Raw genomic sequence first — 23275 nt, forward strand, 5'->3', positions numbered from 1 at the left:
CCTGGGTGCGGGACGGTGGATCCAACGATGTTTCCGGCCCGCAGTTCGGCTGGGTGGAGGCGGCCGGTCGCCGTGGCCGATGAGGTAATGGTTTCCGTTCGAGCTCGAGGCGCGGCGCGAACTGCCTCTACTGCCAAAGGTCAACGCGGCGAGATCATCTCAGCCACGTGCACGCACCGACATGCCGAATTGAGTGCGTCGGACCGACGAGCGATGATGAGGCTGTGAGGCCGGGCGAGATCGAGGGCAATCTGCAAGTCCTGCTCAACCAGATCAGCGAATTCCTCTGGCACGAACTGGCAGATCACTTCGGCCTGAACCACCCGGAACACTGCGAGGTGGACCCCACGGCCGACCGCCTCGTCTCATGGTGGATTACGGCCAATTCAGCATGATGCCGGGGGGTAACCCGACCATGGCTCGAGTCGAGATCGAGGCAGGGTCCGGCTGGTCATCTTGCGGCCTTCGCCGCAATCGAAATCGGATGGCGTGGTGTCAGAATCTGAACCGCACGATGCGGGTGGACCGTTTCATGCCCGGTACCAGGTTCAGCAGGCGATACAGGCGGCGTATGTTCGCGGGCGCCTTGGCCATCAGGATCGGTGAGTCGTTCATGGGCGCCTCGTCGACGTAGTCCAGGCGCGGGTGCCAGTCGGCCAGCGCGGCCGGATGGTCGAAGCCGCAATGGAATTGGGTACCGTACCTGCGCAGTGTGGGGTCCCATTTCGAGGTGCGCCAGGCCCAGACCGACACCGTATCGAACTGAATTTGCCCGGTAGGGAAAGCGTCGACAACGCCGGTCAGTAGCTGCCGGAGCTCGGCCGAGGTCAGGTAGGGCGCCAGCCCCTCGGCGATCATCAGCACCGGACGGCCGCGGGGAATACGGTCCAGCCATGCCGAATCGGTGACGCTGGAGCCGATCAACGTGTAGTGCTCGCGTGGCGGCAGTATCTGTTGCCGCAGTTCGATGACCGACGGGTAGTCCAGGTCGTACCAGTCCACGGTGGCGGGCGGGTCGATCCGGTAGGCCCGCGAGTCGAGCCCGCACCCCAGATGCAGCACCACCGCATTCGGGTGCTCGGCGAGGAAACTTCGGGCCCAGTCGTCGTGCGCCTTGGCGCGCACCACGGCGACCAGACCTATCTGGCTGGTGCCGAATCTGCGGCTGTCGTAGTCGGGGTCGAGGCGGCGCATCGCCCGGTCGGCGTATTCATCGCCCAGGATCGGGTCGGGCAGCAGGTTGTCCAGCGCTTTGGCCTTCAGGACCGGGCTGAGGGTCTGCTGCGCGCCGACGAGTTCGATATCTCGCACATCGGCGAGACTACTCATGCGGAGGCTTCCGGGAACGATTCGCACTCCGACAGTTCGTGATCGCTCGGTTGTATCCGATCGCTCAGTGGTTGTGCTGCCAAGGAAACGGTGTCAGGTCGGGTTCGACCCAACCCGTCCTGGCTGTGCGGCTCGCCAGTGTGGTGGTGCGGTAGAACCTGGTGAGCAGCCTCTTGTCCAGCAGTGCCGGGTGGTGGTCGATGAAGGTGTCGAAATCGGCTGCGTCGGTGTCGATTACGTGGTGGCCGACCAGTTCGACCCAGGCGCGGCTGACGGTGGCGTGGTATTTCCGCGGCGCGCCCTGGTAGCGCGCGGTGCGCTGGATGCCGTCGCTGACCAGTTCGATCGCCCGGGAGGCGCCGTAGCGGCGGACGGCCAGGTAGGTGAGGTGCAGGTGTTGGCGGTGACCGAACCGGTCGGTGTCTGCCGTCACCTCCGCGAGCAGGTCGGCGTAGGGCCCGGATTCCTCGGACGGATCCTGGCCTGGGTGCGGCGCACTGTTTTGCGTGGTCATCGATTTTCCTCGATCAGGGCATCCAGGACGGTGTAGAAGCCGGCGACGGCTTCGGGGGGCAGGCCGCCGAGCGTGCGGGATTCGAGGTCGGCGAAGGTCCGGCGGATGGCGGCGGCGGTGGCGCGCCCGGTGTCGGTCAATTCGATCAGGACCGAGCGCCGGTCGCCCGCCCGGGCGACCCGGGTGATCAGTTCACGCTTCTCCAGCCGGTCGAGCACGCTGGTCAGGGTGGTGGGGCGCGCTCCGATCAGGGCGGCGACCTCGGAGACGGTCCGGCTCCGCCCATCGGCAAGGTTGCCCAGGGCGTTGATCTCGGAGGCGGTCATGTCGAGATCGACCAGCTCGCCGGCAATCCCGCGGAGCGTGGCGTGCGTCGCGCGTTGCAGGGTCAGCAGCGCCGATCGATCCGAAGGTACGAAATCGTATTTCACGATTTCGGATAATACCAAATCGTATTAAAATGTCCTATGGTTTGCGGCCGCCGGCGGGATGCGAGAGGTGCCGATGTGCGGCTGGCGCGCAAGATCGAACGTCAGTGCGTCGACGGATCGGTCCCGCTGAAAGTGTTGCTGTACAACTACATTCAATTCCGACGTGCCGCCGAAGAGCGGTATGTCGAGCCGCTTCGCCACCGGTGCGACCTCGTGATCGACGGAACCCGGCCCGTCGCCGAACTGGCCGAGCAGATCCACTCGGCCTGTTCAGGTCCGCATTCCAGCGATCTCATTCCCGTACGGGAAGATCGATGACATCCGAGTCGCCTGCCTGTGACCGGTAACGCCGGATGCACGCGTAGCCGCAGAACACTCGGCCGTCGTGTCGGTAGATGACCCGATTGGGGCCGCCGCACCAGTCGCACCACAGATCGTCCTCGCGGCTCATCGGATCAACCTCACATCCCGAAGTGCGGCTGATCCGCCGGGACGATGCGGTGTGCCTGAATCAATCTCGCCTTCGCCTGCCGTTTGACCGCGCAGATCGTCACCGGACAGTCGATGTGCCACTGCATGATCCAATGGGCGAGTTCGATCGACATCACCGCCAGCGGCGCATGATCGGTCGGCGGAAGCATCTCGGCCACGACGCGTCACCCGGCCGCCGTGTCGGTGGAACGCCACGCGCGCAACGCATCTCGGACACGCCGGATCAGTTCGGGCGTAAGCTCGTCCACCTCCGCGAGATCACGTACGCTCGGACACGTCACCGGCCACACTCGGTGGACACCGGGTGATCGCCGAGGCAATGCGCAGTCCGGTTGCGATTTCAACATGGTTCCGCCCCTTCACATTTCACGATGTTGATTGGGAATCTCACAAAATCCACACAGCGGGATCAGCACCCGGACGACAGAAGGGATCTCGACTTGACGACCAGCCGGATCCCAGCGGGCGCTGCGTCTATGACACACGTGCGCCGCACTGAAGTCACCCCGAAACGGAGTCTCCGAACCAATCTCTCCGAAGTGCCAGCTAGTTCTCCGCACGAAGTGAGAGCATTTCCCCGAACCGGAGATTCATACATCCCCGAAACGGAGCCCCAATGCCGGAGACCCCAGCCATCGGATCAACGCTGCCGCGGCGGCAACTCGGGCGTTACCTCGTGGACTGGCGCACCCGCGCCGGATACACCCAGGTCAAGGCCGCTCAGCTCCTGGAGATGGGCGCCACCAGCCTGAACCGTCTGGAGAAGGGCGAAACGGGCCGGATCAAGAACATGGTCATCCAGGCCATCTGCGACTTGTACAACGTCCCACCGGATCTCGCGGAGGCGTTCAAAGGGCTTGCGCAACAAGCGAATGTGAAGTCGTGGTGGCATCAGTACGGCGATCTCATCCCGAAGAACTTCGATGTGTACGTCGGACTTGAAACGGCTGCAACGCAAATCATCACGTATCAACCGGATCTCATTCCGGGATTGCTCCAAACCGCTGATTACAACCGATCTTTGGTCCAGTTGATCTGGCCCGACGAGACGGTGGAGCAGTGGGAGCAGCGCGTACAGATCAAGACTCAGCGGCAGAGAATCGTGACCAGGAAAACCCACCCCGTCCAGCTGGATGTCGTAATCGGCGAAGCCGCACTACATCGCGTCGCAGGAAGCCGAGCGATCATGGCCGATCAGCTTCGCCACCTGGCTGACATCAGCACGATGGACAACGTAAGTGTCCGTGTTCTGCCGTTCGCGGCCGGATTCCCAGGCGGAACGTCCATGCCGCCCTACGTGATCCTGAACTTCGGGCAGGATCAAACCGGTGCTCCGGTCGAACCATCGGTGGTCTTCCTCGAGGGTGCCGTGGGCGAGATCTATCTCGAGAAGGAAGAAGACGTGCTGCACTACTATGGTCGGCACGAGATCATCGAGGCGGCGGCCTTGGACGAGACAACGAGCAGAAGCCTGCTTCGGCGGGTGGCAAAGGGAGCATGAGCAACGTGAGCGCTGACCTATCGGACGCGAAGTGGTTCAAGAGCAGCCGTAGCCAGGGCGGTAGAGAGTGTGTCGAGGCAGCCTTCCTCGACGGCGGCATGGTCGGTGTGCGCGACTCCAAGAACCCGACCGGCCCGGCCCTGGTCTTCGCACCCGGCGAGTGGGATGCATTCACTGCAGGGATCCAAGGCGGCGCATTCGACCAGCCTTGATCGGCGAATAGATCACAGCGGCCAGATACCGACCTCGTCGGAACCGGGCCGTTGCTCTATTCACACTCGGTTCGAATCTTCAAGCACACCAACCAGTTCCAGCCACAGGGCACGGATGGCGGTCGCCAGATACTGGTGACCGCCGCCGAACTCGCGCAGATACCGCCACACCCCGCCGCGGCAACCATCGGCCAGTACAGCTGGCATCCTGAACCAGATGCCAGGTACCGGGACCGGGCGCGGATCATCCCTTCGGAGTCAGCTCCCGGTTGGCAGTAACGGGATGACCTTTTCGGGCAACATGCCATGAACTGGCAGACACCTCCGGATTTGTAGCCAGATTTCGAATATTCATCGATACTAGCTCGTGAGAGTTCGCATCATATTTAGTAACACTTTCCCTCCCGCCGCTATCGTCTGGTCGTCTCGACCCCAGAAGGTGAACTTGCCATGCCATCCTTTCACTGTGATCGAAAGGGTCACATGCGGTTCGGTTGTCGTGAACTCACCCGTGTCCACGGGAATCGACTCATCAATTACAGTATTATCGACGACAATTGTCTTCGTAACCGAATTCTCAGTGGTGTCACCGGTAGCCTCAGTGGAGTGAACCAACGAGATCTGCCCAAGATAATTCCGGTCGCTGGTATCATGTCCGAGAATTTCATAGTCGCATGCATTACCTCCTTCAATCTTGTCCGTCATCGGATGCCCCGCAGCCAAGCTGACGCTGGGATTATCAGCATTGAATTCATTCTTGTAGAACTGCTTCGGAATGTCGCACAGCTCTTGCAGTGTGTGGCTGCTCGTTATGTTCGCTACCGGATCGGACTCGCTATTCACTCTATGACCACAACCGGAAGCAATCACCGCCAGCGCTGCCGCAGTCGAGATATACGCGAGCGCTCGGCTCATTCCGCTGTCCATTCCGCTCCTTGCACACTTGTGTCAAAATTCTTTGTCGTGGTCTGCGGCCATTTATTCTGATAGAAGCCCTTCGGAGCCTTGGTGGCCTCTCCGATTTCGCCGATAACCTGTTTCTGGGTCATAAGTGCAGTGGTTAATTTGGTGGCAATATCGACCGCTTCGGATATTACCGATCCGAGCAGGTCGAGAGCGTCAGAAACACCCCACGGCGATTCGGCCACCGTAGATATCTTACTCAGAGCAACTGCAAACTTCGTCAGGAAATTTGTCAGCTTTGCTGCCATGTCCGAGTAAAATGTCCAGGCAGCATTGGAGATAGCGACGAGGCTGCCATGTAGCGTGTCGCATAGACCTTTTGCAGAGTCCATAGCCGTATCCTGCAGGGTACGACTGTCTCCGTAACGCTCGGCTGCAGTGCCCTGCCAATAACCGGTTACGCTCCCCTTGGCCACCTCATCGTTCTGGGCTTCGCCAATTTTCGACTTGAGCGCCAGCCAATCGCCGCTCACTTCCAGAAAAGCGACTGGAGCCTTCATCGCTTCGATGCCGTCGTGCAGTTTCTGGAGCAGCTCTCGGATCTTGACTTTGATCTCTTCTTTCTTCTTACTCATATTTCCGGTGAAATCATCATGAGTCGCCCATCCGAAGATTCCGCCCACAACAGATCCGATGGGGCCGAGGACAAGACCGCCCTCATAAGACGCCGCAGCAACCGCCAGCATATTGAACGCATCATCAACCTTACTTGGCTGATTCTTCACGTCCTCGACTTTGTCGGCAAAAGATTGAATTGCAGAATTAATATTTTCCAGCGTTTTATCATCACTCATTACATTCCCGCCTGTAGCTTTTTGATTGCCTCGGCAAAGTCCTGATCGTGTGCGCCATAGACCTTTGCGACATGCACGAGCACGTCACGGATGGCATGCGCTTCGTTGCTTGCCTCCGTCAAACGATCATGAAGATATGCTGCGGCGGCTACCTGCGTAGACCAAGCTGGGCCGAAAATTCCCCATACGACCTCATTATGGCTATCATGAATCGTCTGGGCCCGGGTGGCTGCCTGACCCAGCTTGTCACCCGCATCCCCCCAGGCTGCTGAGGCGGTCACCAATTGATTCAAATCCACCTGAAAGTCGGCCATCAGGAATTCCTCTCCAGGTACCGCTTATATTCTTGAAGTTCTTTTTCGAGATCTGATTCGGATCGATCCGACCAACCATCATCGTCACGAAATTCTGGTCGTTGTCGACGAATTTGATTCGCACATTCGATCAGATCGTATCCGATATATGAAGGTTGCGTGGCACCGGCCCAACGTGGGTCGATCTGTATGTCCGAGATTCTCCCCAGTCCCGCCGTCACCGTAATCGATGGTCTACCGAAATCTGTTATTGGCCCATAGCCCAGGAACTCTATATCGCCGTTGACTGCGCGCTCGAGGGATTCGAATTCTTCCGGAGTTCGAGTGTTCAGGAGGGCGGTAAGAAAATTACGGCGGTCAGGTCGCCCGCTCAGTGCTTCGAAATCACCACGAGCTATCGCCGGCGCATCATGTCTCCAAAGGGCGAGGTAGTATCCGGTCAGTACTGCGTTGGATATTTCCCGAGGGTCGACACGGCTGTGAATTTCTCGACCTACCTTGACTTCAGTCGGCAGCCGTCCTTCATCGAGCGTCATCTGAATCAGCCCAGGGGCTGTCCAATGATCTATTAGATTACTTCCCAAGGCTTTTCTCCAAAATTTGAACTTCGATTAGTTGGTTCAACTGATACCACAGACTAAAGTGATGCATTCAGACACAGAGCGTCTCTGTTCCATATCAACAGATAAGCCGACCTAATTTGACAGGGACTGCTGGGTGTTGGTGCCCCGCCACCGGAGAGAATCCCATTGTTTCCAGGAAGAAAGTTCGAGCCTGACCCCGCGTCTACCACTACAACACCACTGTGGATTACTTCTCCCCCGCTGCTCATTTTGTCCTCTCACCACACCGATACCGGGACTTTCCCGCCCCCGAGGTGGTCCAGTTCCCCGCCCCCGAGCAATCCGCACTCGACGGTACAGCTTCAAAGCAGGCGGTGCAATCCGGCTAACACCGGATTGAAACGGCTACGCCATGGCAACTTCCAGCTTCACCAGTGCTGCTGAAAGGTAACGGGTCTGGTCCCCGGGCTGAAACCAGAGCAGTCGTAGCCAGGACGGTGTGCATTTGAGGCAGCCTTCCTCGACATCGGCCTGATCGGTGTGCGCGACTCCAAGAATCCGACCGGCCCGGCGCTCGTCTTCACCCCCGGCCAATGGATGCGCTCACCGCAGATATCCAGGAGGAAGAATTCGACCAGCTTTGAACAAGGGCTGCTGTGGCAGGGCCGCCAAGCCCCCAGAAGGCTAGCGCCCTGGTTCACGCGCAGACAACAGACGGTTGCGGAGGACATACCATCCCGCTCGGGGTGTCCGACACAAATTCCCCGCGCTGGACCCGTGCACCGACAGTTGTACTACCGGAACGATGACCTGAAACGGTAGATGGTGTTCGTGCCTTCGTCGAGAATGCTGACAGCATTTCCGGATGACCATCACCGCACGTCTGTTTGCTGTCACCGTCGACTGTCCGGATCCCGCGCAGCTCGCTCGGTTCTACCAGGGGTTCCTCGGTGGGCAACTCCGTTCGGTCAGCGCGGACTTCGTTGTGCTGACCAGTGGTGACGCGGTGCGTTTGGACTTCCAGCGGGTAGCCAACCATCAGCCACCGCCGTGGCCCGACTCCTCCGCACCACGCCGACTCCACCTCGATTTCCGCGTCGAAGACTTGGCGCAGATCGAACAGCATCTGATCGGCCTCGGCGCCACGCTCGCACCGCATCAGCCCGGCGGCAATCGCTTCCGCGTGCTGGTCGCCCCGGCAGGGCACCCCTTCTGCATCGCCACTGCCGCGGCGGCCGAACTCCCAGCAACCATCGGGCCTTGACACAGCACCTGTCACAGATTTGACTTACCCCAAGCTTGTGTTACCTCATCCGACAACGCTCCGAGAGGTCGACATATGCACTTCACCTGGTCAATGGGCCCGGGACGGCGGGCCGGATCGTTTGCTCGGCGCGGGACCATATCGGTACTGGCAGTGATCGGTACGTGCCTGCTCTCGTTGGCGGCCACCCGGACGGCCGATGGCGAACCGGTGGCGAATACCACTGACACCGGTTTCGCCGTCCCCTTCGCCGGGGCGCCCGCCTACCAGCAGGTGGCACCGACGCAGATGACCGGCCGGAACCAGCTCAACCAGCCGCTCGGTCAGGCGCAAGCCGATGCGATCGCCGCTCGGATCGGCCTCGGCAGGGCCGACGCGCTGACCCAGCAGCAGTATCACGACCTGAGCACCGGCGGCGGAGTCGGCGGCAGCCGCCAAGCGGCCGATGTCATCGATGCCTGCGTCCAGATCCTCACCAATACCGTTGGCCGACCGCTGCATTCACAGGTCAATGGGACAAGCACACCGTCGGTGCTGGCCAGCTACGGGCTGTACGTGAACCCCGCCGGGATGCTGGAGAGCCCGGCCAACGCGGACGCGCCGACCCGGCAGGTGAACACCCTGATCGCGCCGGGCGGTTACGTCGGTACCTGGCTACGCGACAACGGCGCGGAGCGAAGCCTGGGCGCGCTCTACCGGTCGGCCTATTCGCAACAAGCCGCTTACGGCTTTGCAGCACAACAACTTTCAGGGTCTGCCCAGTTGGTGACCAATACCAAGGGCGCTGTGCGATCCGAGGTCGGCATGTCGATGGCGCCGCCGCTGTGGATCGTGAACTTCGCCCTGATCTACGTCCTGAACCCGACCCTGGCCGCCCAGATGCCCGCGCACTGGGCTGCCATCCCCGCGCGGGTCGCCGACGCCATCAAGGCGAGCCCCAGCGGCCAGGTCCCGTTCGGCGCCTACGCGTCCTACTTCCGGTGACGGCCCGTCGTCCCGGCGCACGTGTTCGATAACCGATGGCCAGAGAGCTGTTCCCAGTCGACTACAGCGAGAGGGTGTTCGCATGACTCGTCGGTCCAAGCATTCCAAGACCAGCGCGTTGCGACGCGCCCTGCTGCCGGCCCTCGGCGCGATACCGGTGGCCGTCGTGGTGACCTGCGCCGGCACCGCGGGCAACGCCGCGGCACAGCCGAGCGTCCCGGCCCCCGCGCCCGTCGAACAGCTCTGGACCGGCGCTGCGCAACACAGCATCACACCGCGCACGATAATTCCTTCGGTCGTGCGGAGCCTCGGTCTGGTGCACTACGGCGTCGCCGCGCCGCTACTCCCACCGAGCGGTGACCATGCGATTCGCGAAAATCACCGAGCGACTCGGCATCCGGAACCCACGCGGGCGACCGACTGGCGAAAACCGAACTCGCCCGGATCCGTGCGGATCGGCGGGCTACGCCCGGTCCCCGTCGACAGCAACTATTCGGACAGGGTCACCCAGCAGACGGTGAACGGCGGAACCGCCGGGGCCGTCATCGGCACGGCTCTGGGAGGGATCCCGGCCGCGGTGCTCGGGGCGATACCGGGAGCGATCGTCGGCCTTGGGATCGGCGCGAGCATCGGTGGCATCGCGGGTGGTATCGCCCTGGCCGTTCCGACCATGGGGTTGGCCATTCCCGTGGGAGTCATCGGGGGCGCACTCGCGGGGGCGGCCGTCGGCGTCGTGGTAGGCGGTGTGGCCGGCGCGGTGATGACCGGTGTTCCCGTCGGCATCTTCGGCGGAGTCGTCGGCTACGCACTCGGTGCGGCCACCGGACTCGGCAACGGTCAGCAAGGCTGAGCAGCGCCGGAACTCGCAGGTACCCAACGGAATTCACCATGCCGCACGGGGAATTCACCATCCCACCGGACAATGAGGACGCAAGGTTCGACACGTCCTCGGTCCGATGGGAGCCAGCGCCATGCACGATGACCGCCTGCTGATCGCCCGCGAGGGCCCGGTTCCGACATCATCGGGGCCGGGCCGTACATCAAAGCCACACCGTCACAATCCTATTCAGCGACAGGCCCGCTTCAGGTGGCAGCATTTCCGGATGACCATCACCACACGTCTGTTCGCTGTCACCATCGACTGTCCGAATCCCATCCAGCTTGCTCGGTCTATCAAGGCTTCCTGGGTGGGCAACTCCGTTCGGTCAGCGCGAATTTGGTTGTGCTGACCGGTGGTGACGCGGTGCGTCTGGACCTCCAACGGGTAGCCAACCATCAGCCACCCGCGTGGCCGGATTCCTCCGCACCACGTCGCCTCCACCTCGACTTCTGCGTCGGCAATTTGACGCAGATCGAACAGCAGGTAATCGGCCTCGGTGCCACGCTCGCACCGCATCAGCCCGGCGGCAATCGATTCCGCGTGCTGGTCGACCCGGCTGGGCACCCCTTCTGCATCGCTACTACCGCAGCGGCCGAAGTCCCGCGCCGAGCAGTCGAGCCGCCCGCTCTCTGAACGCACCGCTGCTGGAGCGAAATCCCCGGCGGCGCAAGCCATCCGACACCGCCGAGAACACGACATGCTTACGTATCGAACAACTGGATATGGACATAGCGAGTCGCCTGGTCCCGTTCGTCCACGATAATTATCCGGTATATGGATTTGCCGTCGGAGCCCCGGTATTCGTCCTCGGCTCGCAGGATCGACGGCGAGGTGTCCAGCGGAGGGCCCGCGATGGTGGTTTCGGCGACCCGGAATACCTTGACCAGGGGCGTGGAGAAATTCGATGCCCGCAGAAGCTGCTGGACACCCTCCGGCCCTGTTGACAGTGCGAGCCGGTACAGGGTGTCCCTACCGTGTTCGGTTCGAGCATCGAGTACCGAGGCATCATCCGGAATCACGATGCCACCGAATTCGGTGGCCTCCTTGGTAATGATGGTTGAACTTTCCGACGGTGTCGCCCCCGATCGAGGGTTTTCGTCGTGACCTGAGCCGGAGCACCCGGCTGTTCCGGCAACAGCCGCGACCACCAAGCCGATCGAGAGCCAGACCATCCGTGCACTGCCGAAATTTCTTCGTCTCATCTGGTTGGATCACTCCTTTCCCCGTCCCGACTGTCCTTCGACCCCGGCAGATTCAGCGGCCCATTCGCGGGAATGGTTCCCTTGTACCAGCGAACCTCGCTCGAGCCCTCGATATTGTACTCACGCGCCAGTCCGGCCGTAACCAGTTCTCCCATACTTTTGTCGGTGACCGTCACGCCGGCGATATCCGTGCTCTTGCCTTCATCCCAGTTGTACCGGTCGAAAATATGCACCCGATACGCTACGACCACGCTCGGCTCGGCTCGCTTCGCCGGCTCGAGCGTGGTAACCGCGCCACTCGCCGCCATTCGAATGCCGCCCATCGCGAAGAACCAATCAGCGCTCAGGTCCTGCGAGATGTAAAATCCATTCCAGCCCGACTGGAATGTCATGGACGTACCGTAGTCCGAGGCCGCTATCGCATTATTGGCGACCCTTCTGATTTCCTCTTCTGCTATCTCGTTCGCTCTGGTGTTGGCATCCGGCACATCGTGTAGTACCGAATCGACATTGAGGTTCAGCAGATCCCCGGTGTTGTCGAGGTAGTGCGCCAGGTGTGCGGCCGCGTGCGTATATCCATACGCATCCGCTGCCAGGACCACCGCTCCCGCTACTTCGGCAAATCCGACATCGTCGAATCGGTCGTACCACGGCTGTGAGCCCCACTTGCCAGATCCGGAATCGGTCGGCGGCGCAGCCGGTGGACCAGGCATCGAAGGCGGCATGGGCGGCGGAGTAGCCAGCGGCCCGGCTTCCGGACTGGGGGTGGGCTCGAGTTTCTTCATTTCTACTCAATCGTCACTACAATGAGGTTCCGTTTTGCCACCACACATTGTCTCCGAATCCATAACGTATGGCACCCGGACTGGCGACCAACTTTTCCGGAATATCGAAGGAAGCCGTATCGAATTTCGGCGATGTCCGCTCAGGGGAATAATCCAGGGCGGACGAGATGCGCTCGATGAAACCGGCCAAATCGTCTTTCCTGGACTCCGCCGCCGTCTTCAACGAATCGACGGCCGACAGGATTTGAGACTTGTACGCGCTCTGCATGGAGTGGTCCGTCAACAGAGCCCACACTCCCACGGGGAGCGTCAGCCCGACAAAGGTCATCGGCTTCGTGAGATCATTGCTCAACCCTACCGTCTGGTTGTACACCAAGCGCTCGATGCAGGCACCGGCGTTCTGCACGATTTTCGATATCGCATCCATGTCCCAACTGCGCGTGGCAATTGTGTCCCCGAGGACACTCGCCCGGTCGCCGAACGCTTGCGAGCCCAACCTGGTCCACCCCGTTTGCAGCCAGTTGGTTCCACCGACGATATTCTCCGATGTGGCATAGTCGTTTATACCGAGTAGGCCGATCCGCTCACCCACAGTTTGGAGCGACTCCCAGTCGGCCACCAGCGGCGCGAGGTAATCCGCCGCCGGCTTGATACCGATTCTCTGGCTCAACGGCTCGTCGAAGGGAGTAATGAAGTCGATACCCGCGGAAACAACGTTGCGGAGACTGGCCTGCGTCTCCTGGACCTCCGGCAGGTCGGGTAGGTGTAATCCGCTGAATCGGGTGATGCCAGCCGTATCCACGGACTGGTCCGGAGCTCGCATGTGCACGGCTGCCGCGAGCGCAACAGTGGAGTTGTCTTCGGCCCCACGGTATTCGCGCTTCGCGGTGTCGAGGTGTGACCCCAGGCTGTCGACTACGGCCAAGTCACTGTGATGCGCGGCGGACACCGCGGAGTTGAATTTTTCGAACGCCGGAGCCAGAGTAGCCATAAGTTCGCTCGTCCCCCTGGGCAGTGCCACCCCTGGCAGCAGCCGCCTGGCGTTCGACGAGAAATTTGTCATAACGTCCCCCAGATCCAGCCTAAATCCAGCCAGGTTCGGCATTTCGACTTCGAGCTTGTCCACGACGCCTCCCTACGTCAGTCGTGCCTCGTTGATCATTGCTCACCACGCTGCATCGACTCCCAGATAAACCGTGACATGGAATGCACGAATGCGGAAGCCAGACGAATTGGGGGCTTCGTGTCGCTTACTCGGCAGTTCGAGCCGCATTAGCAACGGCACCCGGCTCGACACTCCCGGAACCCACACGCGCCCAGCGGAATTCACCACGTGACACGGAGAGTTCCCCCTGTTGCCGGACAATGAGGACGGTCTGCACGTCCCCGGTCCGATGGGAGCCAGCGCCATGCACGATGACCGCCTCTTGATCGAGGGGCGCCTCGCGCGCGTCCTCAGCGAACGGATCGTTCCGGCGATTTATCCGGAGTCCACGCCGCTCACGGCGGGTATCTGGGTCGCGCCGGGCGAGCCGGTTCAGGTGGAGGAGGGTTTGGCCGCGCCCCGGACTCCGATCGCGTCCGGCGCTGCGTGGGGTGCGCCGTGGGGAACCAGCTGGCTCACCGTCGAGGGGACGGTGCCGCAGGCGTGGGCCGGGCGGACCGTCGAGGCGATAATCGATCTCGGATTCGATTCGGGGATGACCGGTTTCCAGTGCGAGGGGCTGGTGTACCGGTCGGACGGTTCGCCGGTGAAGGGGCTGCACCCGCAGAACAGCTGGGTTCGGGTGGCGTCGCCCGCTGTCGGTGGCGAACAGGTCCTGCTGCATGTCGAGGCGGCCTCGAATCCAGTCGTCCCCTTCCCCGGACCGACCGCGCTCGGCGACCGGACCACCGCCGGGGACGAGCCGCAGTACCGGTTGGGGCCGCTGGATCTGGCGATCTTCGACGAGGAGGTCTGGCAGCTGGTCCAGGATCTCGAGGTGCTCGGCGAACTCATGCACGAAATGCCCGACAATCCCGCGCGACGTTACGACATCGTCCTGGCCATCGAACGCGCACTCGACGCCATCGACCTACAGGACGTGAACGCCACCGCGGCCGCCGCACGCGCCTGCCTGACCGAGGCGCTCGCCGCGCCCGCCATCCCCTCGGCGCACACGGTCTGCGCCGTCGGGCACGCGCATATCGACACCGCGTGGTTGTGGCCGTTGCGCGAGACGGTTCGCAAGGTCGCGCGCACCGCCGCGAACATGACCGCGCTGCTGGCCGAGGAACCCGAATTCATCTACACGATGTCCCAGGCCGCGCAGTACGATCTGCTCGCCCGCCACCGGCCCGAGGTCTACGAGAAGGTGCGCGCGGCCGTCGCCGAGGGGCGGTTCGTGCCGACCGGCGCCATGTGGATCGAGGCGGATACGAATATGCCGGGCTCGGAGGCGATGGCGCGACAGTTCGTGCACGGCAAACGGTTCTTCCTCGAGGAGTTCGGCACCGAGATCCGCGAGGTGTGGCTGCCGGACACGTTCGGATTCGCAGCCGGGCTACCGCAGATCATTCGCGCGGCAGGCTGTACGCGGCTGCTCACGCAGAAGATCTCGTGGAGCCGGACCAATCAGTTCCCGCACCACACCTTCCTGTGGGAGGGTATCGACGGCACCCGGATCTTCACCCATTTCCCGCCGGTGGACACCTACAACTGTTCCATGATGGGTCGCGAGATAGCCCATGCCGCAAGGAATTTCAAGGATAAGGGCCGCACGTCGACCTCGCTCGCACCGACCGGCTATGGCGACGGCGGCGGCGGGACGACGCGCGAGATGATCGCCAAGGCCGCCCGCATGCGGAACCTCGAGGGTTCGCCGAAGGTGGTGTGGACCGAGCCCGCCGCCTTCTTCGACCGCGCCGAGACCGAATACGCCGATCCCCCGGTGTGGGTGGGCGAGCTGTATCTCGAACTGCACCGCGGCACGCTGACCAGCCAGGCCGGGACCAAACAGGGGAACCGGCGCAGTGAACATCTGCTGCGCGAGGCCGAACTGTGGGCCGCGACCGCGACGGTCCGCACCGGCGCGGCCTACCCGTACGAGGAGCTGGACCGGATCTGGAAGACGGTGCTGCTGCACCAGTTTCACGATGTTCTGCCCGGCTCGTCCATCGCCTGGGTGCATCGCGAGACCGAACAGGCTCACGCGGAGGTGGCACGGGAGCTGACCACGATGATCGAGCAGGCGCAGTGGACGCTGGGCGGCGGGGAGGCCGGGCCAAACGTCTTCAATCCCACTCCGCACGAATGGTTTTCGATTCCAGCCGGTGCGGCGGGACCGGCGCGGGCCCATCGTCGGTGCGCGGTCACCAAGCGCGCCGAGGGCGGATACGTCCTGGACGACGGACTGATCCGGGTCGAGGTGGACGCGCGCGGGCTCGTGGTCTCGGCGTTCGATCTCGAACGGCATCGCGAGACGCTGCCACCGGGCGCGGCCGCGAATCTGCTGCAACTGCACCAGGATCTGCCCAACGCGTGGGACGCCTGGGACGTCGATCTGTTCTACCGCAACCGCGTAACGGACCTGACCGACACCGATTTCCTTGCCGTACAGCCGGATTCGAGAGTGGGCACGGTCGTGCGGATCGGCCGCTCGTTCGGATCCTCCACCGTCGAGCAGACCCTGTCACTGCGCGACGGGGCCCTGCACATCGAGACCGACGTCAACTGGCACGAAAGCGAGAAATTCCTGAAACTGGCGTTCCCCCTGGACATCCACGCGGACCGCTACGCCTCGGAGACCCAGTTCGGGCACATGTTCCGGCCCACCCACACCAATACCAGCTGGGAGTACGCAAAATTCGAGGCGTGCAATCACCGGTTCGTACACCTCGCCGAGCCCGGCTGGGGCGTGGCCCTGGTCAACGACGGCACCTACGGACACGACGTCACCCGGACGGTCCGGCCCGACGCCGGGACCACCACGACCGTGCGCGCCTCGCTGCTGCGCGCGCCCCGCTTCCCCGACCCCCACGCCGACCAGGGCCCACATCGCTTCCGGCACATGTTGATTCCCGGTGCGAGCATCGGCGACGCAGTGCGTGAGGGTTACCGCATCAATCTCACCACACCGCGTCGCGGCGTGGCCGAATCCGTCGCGCCGCTGTTCACCGTCGACGACGACGCCGTCGTCACCAGCGCGATCAAACTCGCCGACGACCGCAGCGGCGATATCGTGCTCCGGGTGTACGAGGCACACGGCGGTCGTGCCACGGCCCTGGTGACACCCGGTTTCGAAGCCTCGGGAGTCCAGATCTGCGACCTCCTCGAACGTCCCGTCGCCGACGAGGTCTCGGCGTTTCCCGATGGATCACGAGTTCGCTTGCAGCTCAGACCTTTCCAGCTGATCACCCTTCGCTTCCGTCGTTCTCCGGGAGCCGAGGCCACCGAAGTAGAGTCATCGCAATGACCGACGACCAGGTGAGGCGGGAACCGCTCCGCGCGGGTGGATTCGCGAGCACGCCGGAGTTGTACATGGACCGGTCCGTCAGCGAACTCGTGCGCGCGTGGTCACGGCAGATGCCCGATTCAGCGGCGTTCGTGACCGCCGACCGATCGATTACGTGGCGCATGTACGACCGGTTCGCCGACGATATCGCCGAACAACTACGCGAGATCGGCGAACCCGGCTCGCGCGTGGCGCTGCTGCTGCCCGATACCGCAGTCATCCATGCCGCACTGTGCGGGGCCTATCGCGCGAACCGGATCGCGACGGCGATCGCGATCCGCTCCGGAGTGCGCGAGATCGCGCACATCATGGGCCGGGCGGAAGCCTCGACGCTGGTCACCATCGACTCGATTCGCGGGCGTTCGTGGCGTGAACTACTCGCCGAGTTGCGTGAATACGATATCGAACCGACGAATGTCGTTGTCCTGGAAGCGGAATCGGGCAGCGTCACCCGATACCAGCTCGCCGACTATGACACTCCGCGCGAATCCGCCGAACCCTTCACAACCTCCGACATCACCATTCTCAACTCGACATCCGGCACGACCGGACTGCCGAAGGTGGTCAGCCACACCGAACGTCGCTGGGTCGCCTTCGCCCGGGAAGCCATGTCCGGCGGGCGAATCGGCCCCGACGACGTGATCTGCTCGATCGTCCCCGCCCCGTACGGCTTCGGCCTCTGGTCGGCACATTTCCTCCCGGCCCTGCTGGGCATCCCGGTCGTGCTCACCGCACGGTTCGACGTGGACGAGACCCTCATGCTCATCGAGCGCGAACGAGCGACCGTATTGTGCTGCGTCAGTACCCAATTCAAGATGCTGCTGCGCTCCGAGGCCGCCCGCGAGCGCGATCTGTCCAGCCTGCGCGTCCTGTACACCGGAGGCGAGCCGGTCCCCTACGATGACGCACTCGCCTTCGAAAAGCTCACGGGCGCAAAGGTTCTCCAGTTCTACGGATCCAACGAGTCCGGCGCGGTCAGCAGCACCACACTGGACGACGACCTCGACACCCGCCTGCGCACCTGCGGCCATATCCTGCCGTCGATGGACGTCCGGATCCTCGACGACACCGGCGCGGACGCCACGCGCAGCCCGCGCCGGGGGCGACCGGCGGTGCGGGGACCGCTCGTCTCCCCCGGCTACTGGAACGATCCGGCCGCGAATGCCGAGCTGTTCACCGACGAGAACTGGATGCTGCTCGGCGACATCGTGGAGGTCGACGACACCGACCGGGTCCGAGTGGTCGGACGCACAGCGGATTTCGTCATCCGAGGCGGGAAGAACATCTCGATCGTGGAGATCGAGCAGCTCGTGCGCGCGCACCCGTCGGTGGCCGATGTCGCGGTCGTCGGCGTGCCCGACCCGATCTTCGGCGAACGAGTCTGCGCCGTGGTCGTTCTCGCCAGCAGCACAGACCTGACCACCGAAACCCTCGCGAGCTGGCTCCGCGCCGAGGGCGTCAGCCCCGAGTACCTGCCCGAGTACGTCGTCCCGGTCGAGCGGCTCGAACTGGGTCCGGGCGGCAAAACCGATCGCCGTGCCGCCCGGGACGAGGCCTCTCGCGCACTGCATCTCGGATAAAGTCCGAAAAGCCTCGCCGCACAGTCGAACCCGCAGCACCGCAGCACCGCAGCACCGCAGCACCGCAGCACCGCAGCACCGCAGCACCGCAGCACCGGCGGAGCGCTACTTCTTCTCTGCCGAGAAATCCAACTGCGCCGCGGCGTTCGACAGCGCGGTCACCATGCCGGTCCCGATCGGACCCGACGAATCGAACAGCGTGGCCGTGCCGACGGACAGGCCATTGGCCGCCAAGTGCGTCTCGGCGCGCAGACCGATCCGATCCCCGACCGGGAGGCGATCCAGTGCGACGGTCAGATCCGCATTGATATACCCGACACCCCGCGAGCCCCAGTTGGTCGCCAGGCTCGTGGACTCCGCGGCGATCACCGCCTGAACGAACGGACTGCGTTCCTCACCCTCCACCGCGTTCAACGGCACGATCCACAGACTCTTGCGCCCGGAGTTCTGATGGTCGGCCATATTCGTCGACCAGTCGTGGTCGCTGCGATGCCACCAGTCCAGGCCCGCGTCTGCGGGCGGATCGAACGGGTGCTCCGAATGCCACTCGTCCCCGGGCGGCGCATCGGTGGCGCGCAACTGCACCAGGCGCGCCTCGGCGACCTCGATGTCGCCCTGCAACACCTTGGCCCCCGAGACGTGCACCCGGCGACCCGCGCGCACCACCTCGGTCCGCACCTCGAGCGGCTGCCCCTTGGCGGCCTTGAACAGATCGATGGTGAATCGAGCCGGGATGAAACCGTCCTGGCCGTGTTCCAGCTCGAGCGAGCGCGCGGCAGCGGCACAGACCGCCGGGCCGTTCAGCATGTCCGCTCCCCAGCGCCCGTACGCCCACTTCTCCGGGACGTAACGCCCGTCATCGTCGACCGTGAACATGGCCGGCATATCACTCATGTGTCCTATATTCCCGTATCGCCGAACACACCTCGCACCGACGGTGTCCGATCCTGAGCTTCCGAGACAGCTCTCACCCACAACCGAATTAACTTAGAGGTTCTAATAAGGTAAACTAATAAGCGTGGGTGGAAGGACTTCCGAGGGCGATCTCGCCACGGTGACCACGCTTCGAGCGTCGGTCATGCGGCTCGCTCGCCGCCTGCGTCACCAACGGATCGAGCACTCCCTGAGCCCGACCGAGATGCAGGTGCTCGCAACGCTTTCCCGCACCGGCCCGGCGACTCCGGGCGAACTGGCCCGACAGGAGCACGTCCAGCCGCCGTCGATGACGAGGATCATCGCGCTGCTGGAGGACAAGGGGCTGGTCCGGCGCGAACCACATCCGCAGGACCGGAGGCAGGTGTTAGTCATCGCCACCGAACCCGCCGCGGAGATCTTGGAGCAGAGCCGTCGACTGCGGGACGCCTGGCTGGCGGACCTGGTCGGCAAGCTCACGGATGAGGAGTGGGCGCTGTTGCGTTCGGCCGCTCCGGTGCTGGATCGTCTCGCGCAGCTGTGACTGCCGACCTTCCGGTGCCGCGACCGAGCACATCGCGACCCGGAGAGGCGATACGTGACATCGAGCGACACCGACGAGAAGGACCTCACCCACAACACCCGTAACAATGATGATCCGGACCACACCGAACTGGTGCCGCCCTCCCACTCCCGGGTCGGTATGTTCACCTCGCTGCGGGTCCGCAACTATCGATATTTCTTCCTCGGCCAGGTGGTTTCCAACACCGGCACCTGGATGCAACGCATCGCACAGGACTGGCTGGTGCTCAGCCTCACCGGTAGTTCTTTTGCTGTTGGGATCACCACCGCCATGCAGTTCCTGCCGATGCTGCTGTTCGGCCTCTACGGCGGGGTGATCGCGGACCGCTTCCGCAAACGACAACTGCTGATCCTCACCCAGGCGGTCATGGGCCTGCTCGCCGCCATTCTCGCGGTACTCACCCTGACCGACGCGGTGCGGGTGTGGCACGTGTATCTGCTGGCCCTGTTGCTGGGCATGGTCACGGTGGTGGACAATCCGACCCGGCAGACCTTCGTCTCGGAGATGGTCTCGCGCGGGCAACTGCGCAACGCGGTCAGCCTCAATGCGGCCAACTTCCAGACCGCACGACTGATCGGGCCCGCGGTCGCCGGTGCGGTCATCGCGGCGGTCGGCACCGGCTGGGCCTTCGCGATCAACGCCCTGTCCTTCGCGGCGGTGATCGGCGGGCTGCTGCTCATGCGTCCCGCCGAGTTGCACATCATGCCGCGCGTGCCACGGGAGAAAGGTCAGCTGCGCGAGGGCCTGCGCTATGTGCGGGCGCGGCCGGAACTGATCTGGCCGATCGTGCTGGTGGGCTTCATCGGGACGTTCGGCTTCAACTTCCCCACCGTGCTGTCCGGATTCGCGTACAACATCTTCCACATCGACGCCGGGCGATACGGTCTGCTCAACACCGCCCTGGCGATCGGATCCCTGGTCGGCGCGCTACTGGCGTCGCGGCGCACGAAGATGCGGCTGCGGATGATCGTGTTCACCGCGATCGGCTTCGGAGTGCTCGAGGCGGTGACCGCGTTCGCGCCGGAGTACTGGGTGTTCACCGCGGGGCTGACGATCGTGGGTCTGGCCGGGATGACCTTCAACACATCGAGCAATTCGATGGTCCAGCTGGCCACCGAGGCGTCGATGCGCGGGCGGGTGATGTCGCTCTACATGATGGTGTTCACCGGCGGCAGTCCGATCGGCGGACCGGTCGTCGGCTGGGTCACCGAGCGGTTCGGCCCCCGGATGGGACTGTTCGCCTGCGGTGCGGTCTCCGCGCTGGCGGCGCTGGTGGTCGCGCGAATCCTGGTCCACCGCAGCGGGTTGCGTTTGCAGGTCTCGCGACGTGGCGTCGCGTTCGTGCCCCGTCAGCTCGCGGTCGCGCGCTCGGAGATCGTCTCGGCGGTGGCGATGAGGGGCACCAGTTGCTCGTCGGCGGTCCAGGCGCCGTGATGTCCCAGTAGGTTCGATTCGAGCGGTTCACTGCCCGGACGCACCAGCACGGTGCCGCCCTGCGCCACTGCGATCAGGTCGCCGATCCGGGCGGTGATGACCTCATCGGGTGGTGTCGGGCCGAACCAGTGTTCGTCCAGGGCCTGCTCCCGCGCGACCACCCTTGCGTGCGTGGACAATTCACCGGCCCAGCGGTCCCGCACATCGGCGAGTGCGGCGAGGCGGTCGAGGTAGATGTGCCGTACCCGCGCCTCGCCGCCGATCAGCCGCACGTCGCGGTGCAGGTGGTCACGAGAGTCCAGGTCGATGACGTTGTCCGCCAGGATCATTCCGTGATCGCCGGTGATCAGCAACGAGCACGTCGCGGGCAGATCGCTCAGCAGTGCGGCCACGCAGGCGTCGACCTGACCCAGCACCGCCAGCCACTGCGGTGATTCGGGGCCGTGCAGATGCCCGGTCGCGTCGAGATCGGCGAAATAGGCGTAGGCGAACCGGGATTCGACGCCGGAATGTCCCGCGACCGCGAGAATTCCGGAGCGCAGCTCGTCCAGCGTCGCGGCCGGGTGGAGGGCGCCCGCGGCACGGAAAGCGGCCCTGGTGAGGCCGGAGTCGCGCTGATAGGCGGGAACCACGTAGTGCACCTCGACGCCGTGCGCCGCGAGATCCTGTAACCGACTGGGCCGCTGCTGGATGGTCTCCGGCGGATGGGTTTGCAGGGCGTCGTCACCGGCGGCGGTGTCGAGCCGCCAGCGCAGCGAATTGAGCAGACGCTGACCACCGGCGTCCGGTACGGCGAAGCTGTAGCCGATGACGCCGTGCGTGGCGCAGGGCGCGCCGACCGCCAGACTGGTCAGGCTGGTGGAGGTCGTGGCGGGGAACCCCGCGGTCAGAGTCGTGGCGACGTGACCGGCGAGAGTGGGTGCGACGTCGCGGTGCCGGGCGAGCAGCTCGGCTCCCAGGCCGTCGATCAGGAGCACCACGACGTCGCGATGCGGTACGAGGCCCAGCGGGGCTTCCGCGGCCATCCCGAAGGATGCGGCGACGGACGGCAGGATATCGGCGAGTGTGTGCGGCATCGTCGTCCATGCTGCCCGATCGGCCGCCGCGACGCTCGTATCCGCCTGGCCCGCAATCGGGTACGGATGGGCGGTCATGACGGATCGCCGTCGAGGGTTGCGCTGGTCCCGCCCACGGTCCGTTCGGATTCCGAGCTGCTCGCGGTCCGTTCGACGATTTCCCGCACCCGGTCCAGGAAATCTCGCACCTCGTCCGGGGGCAGCTCGAATGCCTCCGATCGAGCACGCTCGAAGCTGAGCAACGCACGGTCGACGAGAGCCCGGAATCTCGGCTCGGTGTCCGAGACCGACCGTCCGGCAGCATATTTCGCGACCCACCGGCCTGTCCGGCAGAAGACGACCGCCCGACAGCCGTTGAGAACCCGGTTGTCGGACAGATGGCCCTCACCGCGCGCATGATCGCGCACCGAGTGCAGGACCGCGGCGAGCTGATCCGCGCGCGAAGGCGCGGCAAGCACGTCTCGCACCGGGCTTCCGAACAGCAAACGGCCCGACTGATACCCGACCGCACGATCGATGACGAACCAGAACGCCGGTGAGCGCGATGAATCGTAGGCCGCCTGATACCGCAGCAGCGGCCCGGTATTCAGATTCAACCGGAATCCCGCCTCGGCGGAGGGCCGCGCGGCGAAGTCCGCGTCGTACAGGACCAGTTCCAGGCCAGCGGCCGGACAGGGCAGAGCCGTCAGCGAGTTCGCCAGGTCCCGCAGTGACAACCCCGGCAGCGACGGATCGACCACGACGGTGACATCGACGTCGCTGCGACCGTGCCGGTAATCCCCCAGTGCGATCGAACCCACGGCGAACATACTCACCAGACGCGGTCCGCAGACCGCACGCGTTCGCCGCACGAGTTCCGCGAGATACGCGCGCAACTCGACCGGCAGGGACTCCGGATCGGCGAGGAAGCCGGTCATCGGGACAGCATCACCTCTCCCACGAGCCGGACCCCGGGACGCCCTCCGCCCG

The 23275-nt window shown here is 63.8% G+C and carries 27 protein-coding genes; 13 read left to right on the top strand and 14 right to left on the bottom strand.

What is annotated here, in order from left to right:
• Window positions 1-224: 224 nt before the first annotated feature.
• Window positions 225-395, top strand: a complete 171-nt coding sequence (locus NM2_RS49680) for a hypothetical protein (RefSeq protein WP_157121584.1) — start codon at window positions 225-227, stop codon at window positions 393-395.
• Window positions 396-495: 100 nt separating this feature from the next.
• Here NM2_RS49680 and NM2_RS36980 read toward each other — a convergent pair whose 3' ends face one another.
• The 3 genes from NM2_RS36980 to NM2_RS36990 all read right to left on the bottom strand — a co-directional run bounded on the left by NM2_RS36980 (window position 496) and on the right by NM2_RS36990 (window position 2274).
• Window positions 496-1329 (bottom strand): class I SAM-dependent methyltransferase, encoded by an 834-nt coding sequence (locus tag NM2_RS36980; RefSeq protein WP_067679233.1) that lies wholly within the window; start codon window positions 1327-1329, stop codon window positions 496-498.
• Between the two features lie 64 nt (window positions 1330-1393).
• A complete protein-coding gene (locus NM2_RS36985) occupies window positions 1394-1843 on the bottom strand; it encodes a hypothetical protein (protein ID WP_067679236.1) in 450 nt (149 codons plus the stop codon).
• Window positions 1840-2274: a MarR family winged helix-turn-helix transcriptional regulator gene (locus tag NM2_RS36990; RefSeq protein WP_067679239.1), complete on the bottom strand. Its 435-nt coding sequence runs from the start codon at window positions 2272-2274 to the stop codon at window positions 1840-1842. The genes NM2_RS36985 and NM2_RS36990 overlap by 4 nt, the downstream gene beginning before the upstream one ends.
• 75 nt (window positions 2275-2349) lie before the next feature.
• On the opposite strand from NM2_RS36990, the gene NM2_RS36995 reads away from it, so the two are divergent.
• Window positions 2350-2592 carry a hypothetical protein gene (locus tag NM2_RS36995; RefSeq protein ID WP_157121585.1) on the top strand — a complete coding sequence of 81 codons (243 nt, stop codon included), beginning with the start codon at window positions 2350-2352 and terminating at the stop codon, window positions 2590-2592.
• Between the two features lie 143 nt (window positions 2593-2735).
• Here NM2_RS36995 and NM2_RS37000 read toward each other — a convergent pair whose 3' ends face one another.
• Entirely contained in the window at window positions 2736-2924 is a 189-nt protein-coding gene (locus tag NM2_RS37000; RefSeq protein WP_067679245.1) for a hypothetical protein, read from the bottom strand.
• 458 nt (window positions 2925-3382) lie between these two features.
• Between NM2_RS37000 and NM2_RS37005 the strand changes: the two genes are divergently transcribed.
• Together NM2_RS37005 and NM2_RS37010 are read left to right on the top strand one after the other, a co-directional pair.
• Window positions 3383-4267: a helix-turn-helix domain-containing protein gene (locus NM2_RS37005; protein ID WP_067679248.1), complete on the top strand. Its 885-nt coding sequence runs from the start codon at window positions 3383-3385 to the stop codon at window positions 4265-4267.
• Window positions 4268-4272: 5 nt separating this feature from the next.
• The gene (locus NM2_RS37010; protein WP_067679358.1) at window positions 4273-4479 is read left to right on the top strand and encodes a DUF397 domain-containing protein; all 207 of its coding nucleotides are present in this window, start codon (window positions 4273-4275) and stop codon (window positions 4477-4479) included.
• Window positions 4480-4839: 360 nt separating this feature from the next.
• Here the strand turns inward: NM2_RS37010 and NM2_RS49685 are convergent, their stop codons facing one another.
• The 4 genes from NM2_RS49685 to NM2_RS49690 are packed head-to-tail and all read right to left on the bottom strand — an operon-like array spanning window position 4840 to window position 7086.
• Window positions 4840-5406, bottom strand: coding sequence for a hypothetical protein (locus NM2_RS49685; RefSeq protein WP_157121587.1), 567 nt, complete (start codon window positions 5404-5406; stop codon window positions 4840-4842).
• Window positions 5391-6236, bottom strand: coding sequence for a hypothetical protein (locus NM2_RS37015; RefSeq protein WP_067679252.1), 846 nt, complete (start codon window positions 6234-6236; stop codon window positions 5391-5393). Before NM2_RS37015 ends, NM2_RS49685 begins: the two co-directional genes overlap by 16 nt.
• Window positions 6236-6550, bottom strand: coding sequence for a hypothetical protein (locus NM2_RS37020; RefSeq protein WP_067679255.1), 315 nt, complete (start codon window positions 6548-6550; stop codon window positions 6236-6238). The genes NM2_RS37015 and NM2_RS37020 overlap by 1 nt, the downstream gene beginning before the upstream one ends.
• A complete protein-coding gene (locus tag NM2_RS49690; RefSeq protein WP_157121589.1) occupies window positions 6550-7086 on the bottom strand; it encodes a hypothetical protein in 537 nt (178 codons plus the stop codon). The genes NM2_RS37020 and NM2_RS49690 overlap by 1 nt, the downstream gene beginning before the upstream one ends.
• A gap of 567 nt (window positions 7087-7653) precedes the next feature.
• Here NM2_RS49690 and NM2_RS53500 point away from each other — a divergent pair.
• From NM2_RS53500 to NM2_RS53140, 5 genes are all read left to right on the top strand, one after another.
• Window positions 7654-7935 carry a DUF397 domain-containing protein gene (locus NM2_RS53500; protein ID WP_439956963.1) on the top strand — a complete coding sequence of 94 codons (282 nt, stop codon included), beginning with the start codon at window positions 7654-7656 and terminating at the stop codon, window positions 7933-7935.
• A gap of 43 nt (window positions 7936-7978) precedes the next feature.
• Window positions 7979-8377: a VOC family protein gene (locus NM2_RS37025; protein WP_067679258.1), complete on the top strand. Its 399-nt coding sequence runs from the start codon at window positions 7979-7981 to the stop codon at window positions 8375-8377.
• Window positions 8378-8452: 75 nt separating this feature from the next.
• Window positions 8453-9361 (top strand): hypothetical protein, encoded by a 909-nt coding sequence (locus NM2_RS37030; protein ID WP_067679261.1) that lies wholly within the window; start codon window positions 8453-8455, stop codon window positions 9359-9361.
• Window positions 9362-9443: 82 nt separating this feature from the next.
• A complete protein-coding gene (locus tag NM2_RS37035) occupies window positions 9444-10211 on the top strand; it encodes a hypothetical protein (protein WP_067679274.1) in 768 nt (255 codons plus the stop codon).
• Window positions 10212-10583: 372 nt separating this feature from the next.
• Entirely contained in the window at window positions 10584-10874 is a 291-nt protein-coding gene (locus NM2_RS53140) for a VOC family protein (protein ID WP_369690353.1), read from the top strand.
• A gap of 68 nt (window positions 10875-10942) precedes the next feature.
• Here the strand turns inward: NM2_RS53140 and NM2_RS37045 are convergent, their stop codons facing one another.
• The 3 genes from NM2_RS37045 to NM2_RS37055 form a co-directional block, all read right to left on the bottom strand.
• Window positions 10943-11260, bottom strand: coding sequence for a hypothetical protein (locus tag NM2_RS37045; RefSeq protein ID WP_157121591.1), 318 nt, complete (start codon window positions 11258-11260; stop codon window positions 10943-10945).
• A gap of 179 nt (window positions 11261-11439) precedes the next feature.
• Window positions 11440-12228, bottom strand: a complete 789-nt coding sequence (locus NM2_RS37050) for a hypothetical protein (RefSeq protein WP_157121593.1) — start codon at window positions 12226-12228, stop codon at window positions 11440-11442.
• Window positions 12229-12244: 16 nt separating this feature from the next.
• Window positions 12245-13354, bottom strand: a complete 1110-nt coding sequence (locus NM2_RS37055) for a hypothetical protein (protein WP_067679288.1) — start codon at window positions 13352-13354, stop codon at window positions 12245-12247.
• A 283-nt stretch (window positions 13355-13637) separates the two neighbouring features.
• On the opposite strand from NM2_RS37055, the gene NM2_RS37060 reads away from it, so the two are divergent.
• Together NM2_RS37060 and NM2_RS37065 are read left to right on the top strand one after the other, a co-directional pair.
• Window positions 13638-16682 carry an alpha-mannosidase gene (locus NM2_RS37060; protein ID WP_067679291.1) on the top strand — a complete coding sequence of 1015 codons (3045 nt, stop codon included), beginning with the start codon at window positions 13638-13640 and terminating at the stop codon, window positions 16680-16682.
• A complete protein-coding gene (locus tag NM2_RS37065; RefSeq protein WP_067679294.1) occupies window positions 16679-18301 on the top strand; it encodes a class I adenylate-forming enzyme family protein in 1623 nt (540 codons plus the stop codon). The genes NM2_RS37060 and NM2_RS37065 overlap by 4 nt, the downstream gene beginning before the upstream one ends.
• A gap of 105 nt (window positions 18302-18406) precedes the next feature.
• On the opposite strand, the gene NM2_RS37070 is transcribed toward NM2_RS37065, so the two are convergent.
• Window positions 18407-19195: an acyl-CoA thioesterase domain-containing protein gene (locus NM2_RS37070; protein ID WP_067679297.1), complete on the bottom strand. Its 789-nt coding sequence runs from the start codon at window positions 19193-19195 to the stop codon at window positions 18407-18409.
• A 124-nt stretch (window positions 19196-19319) separates the two neighbouring features.
• Here NM2_RS37070 and NM2_RS37075 point away from each other — a divergent pair, with 124 nt between their 5' ends.
• Together NM2_RS37075 and NM2_RS37080 are read left to right on the top strand one after the other, a co-directional pair.
• A complete protein-coding gene (locus NM2_RS37075) occupies window positions 19320-19757 on the top strand; it encodes a MarR family winged helix-turn-helix transcriptional regulator (RefSeq protein WP_245718388.1) in 438 nt (145 codons plus the stop codon).
• A gap of 54 nt (window positions 19758-19811) precedes the next feature.
• On the top strand, window positions 19812-21230 hold the full coding sequence (locus tag NM2_RS37080; RefSeq protein WP_245718389.1) for an MFS transporter: 1419 nt from the start codon (window positions 19812-19814) through the stop codon (window positions 21228-21230).
• On the opposite strand, the gene NM2_RS37085 is transcribed toward NM2_RS37080, so the two are convergent.
• On the bottom strand, window positions 21146-22384 hold the full coding sequence (locus tag NM2_RS37085; protein WP_369690354.1) for an alkaline phosphatase family protein: 1239 nt from the start codon (window positions 22382-22384) through the stop codon (window positions 21146-21148). The two genes, NM2_RS37080 and NM2_RS37085, sit on opposite strands and share 85 nt — an antisense overlap.
• Complete coding sequence (locus NM2_RS37090) at window positions 22381-23223, bottom strand: aminoglycoside adenylyltransferase domain-containing protein (protein ID WP_067679304.1); 843 nt, start codon at window positions 23221-23223, stop codon at window positions 22381-22383. Before NM2_RS37090 ends, NM2_RS37085 begins: the two co-directional genes overlap by 4 nt.
• Window positions 23224-23275: the final 52 nt, after the last annotated feature.

It is taken from the genome of Nocardia miyunensis NBRC 108239 (assembly GCF_001613065.1).
Lineage (GTDB): Bacteria > Actinomycetota > Actinomycetes > Mycobacteriales > Mycobacteriaceae > Nocardia > Nocardia miyunensis.

Excerpts from the sequence above, each read along its gene's own strand:
- NM2_RS36980 (WP_067679233.1), bottom strand. The coding sequence starts at position 1,329 with ATGAGTAGTCTCGCCGATGTGCGAGATATCGAACTCGTCGGCGCGCAG.
- NM2_RS36985 (WP_067679236.1), bottom strand. The coding sequence starts at position 1,843 with ATGACCACGCAAAACAGTGCGCCGCACCCAGGCCAGGATCCGTCCGAG.
- NM2_RS37005 (WP_067679248.1), top strand. The coding sequence starts at position 3,383 with ATGCCGGAGACCCCAGCCATCGGATCAACGCTGCCGCGGCGGCAACTC.
- NM2_RS49685 (WP_157121587.1), bottom strand. The coding sequence starts at position 5,406 with ATGGACAGCGGAATGAGCCGAGCGCTCGCGTATATCTCGACTGCGGCA.
- NM2_RS37015 (WP_067679252.1), bottom strand. The coding sequence starts at position 6,236 with ATGAGTGATGATAAAACGCTGGAAAATATTAATTCTGCAATTCAATCT.
- NM2_RS37020 (WP_067679255.1), bottom strand. The coding sequence starts at position 6,550 with ATGGCCGACTTTCAGGTGGATTTGAATCAATTGGTGACCGCCTCAGCA.
- NM2_RS49690 (WP_157121589.1), bottom strand. The coding sequence starts at position 7,086 with ATGACGCTCGATGAAGGACGGCTGCCGACTGAAGTCAAGGTAGGTCGA.
- NM2_RS37025 (WP_067679258.1), top strand. The coding sequence starts at position 7,979 with ATGACCATCACCGCACGTCTGTTTGCTGTCACCGTCGACTGTCCGGAT.
- NM2_RS37030 (WP_067679261.1), top strand. The coding sequence starts at position 8,453 with ATGCACTTCACCTGGTCAATGGGCCCGGGACGGCGGGCCGGATCGTTT.
- NM2_RS37035 (WP_067679274.1), top strand. The coding sequence starts at position 9,444 with ATGACTCGTCGGTCCAAGCATTCCAAGACCAGCGCGTTGCGACGCGCC.
- NM2_RS37050 (WP_157121593.1), bottom strand. The coding sequence starts at position 12,228 with ATGAAGAAACTCGAGCCCACCCCCAGTCCGGAAGCCGGGCCGCTGGCT.
- NM2_RS37060 (WP_067679291.1), top strand. The coding sequence starts at position 13,638 with ATGCACGATGACCGCCTCTTGATCGAGGGGCGCCTCGCGCGCGTCCTC.
- NM2_RS37065 (WP_067679294.1), top strand. The coding sequence starts at position 16,679 with ATGACCGACGACCAGGTGAGGCGGGAACCGCTCCGCGCGGGTGGATTC.
- NM2_RS37070 (WP_067679297.1), bottom strand. The coding sequence starts at position 19,195 with ATGAGTGATATGCCGGCCATGTTCACGGTCGACGATGACGGGCGTTAC.
- NM2_RS37085 (WP_369690354.1), bottom strand. The coding sequence starts at position 22,384 with ATGACCGCCCATCCGTACCCGATTGCGGGCCAGGCGGATACGAGCGTC.
- NM2_RS37090 (WP_067679304.1), bottom strand. The coding sequence starts at position 23,223 with ATGACCGGCTTCCTCGCCGATCCGGAGTCCCTGCCGGTCGAGTTGCGC.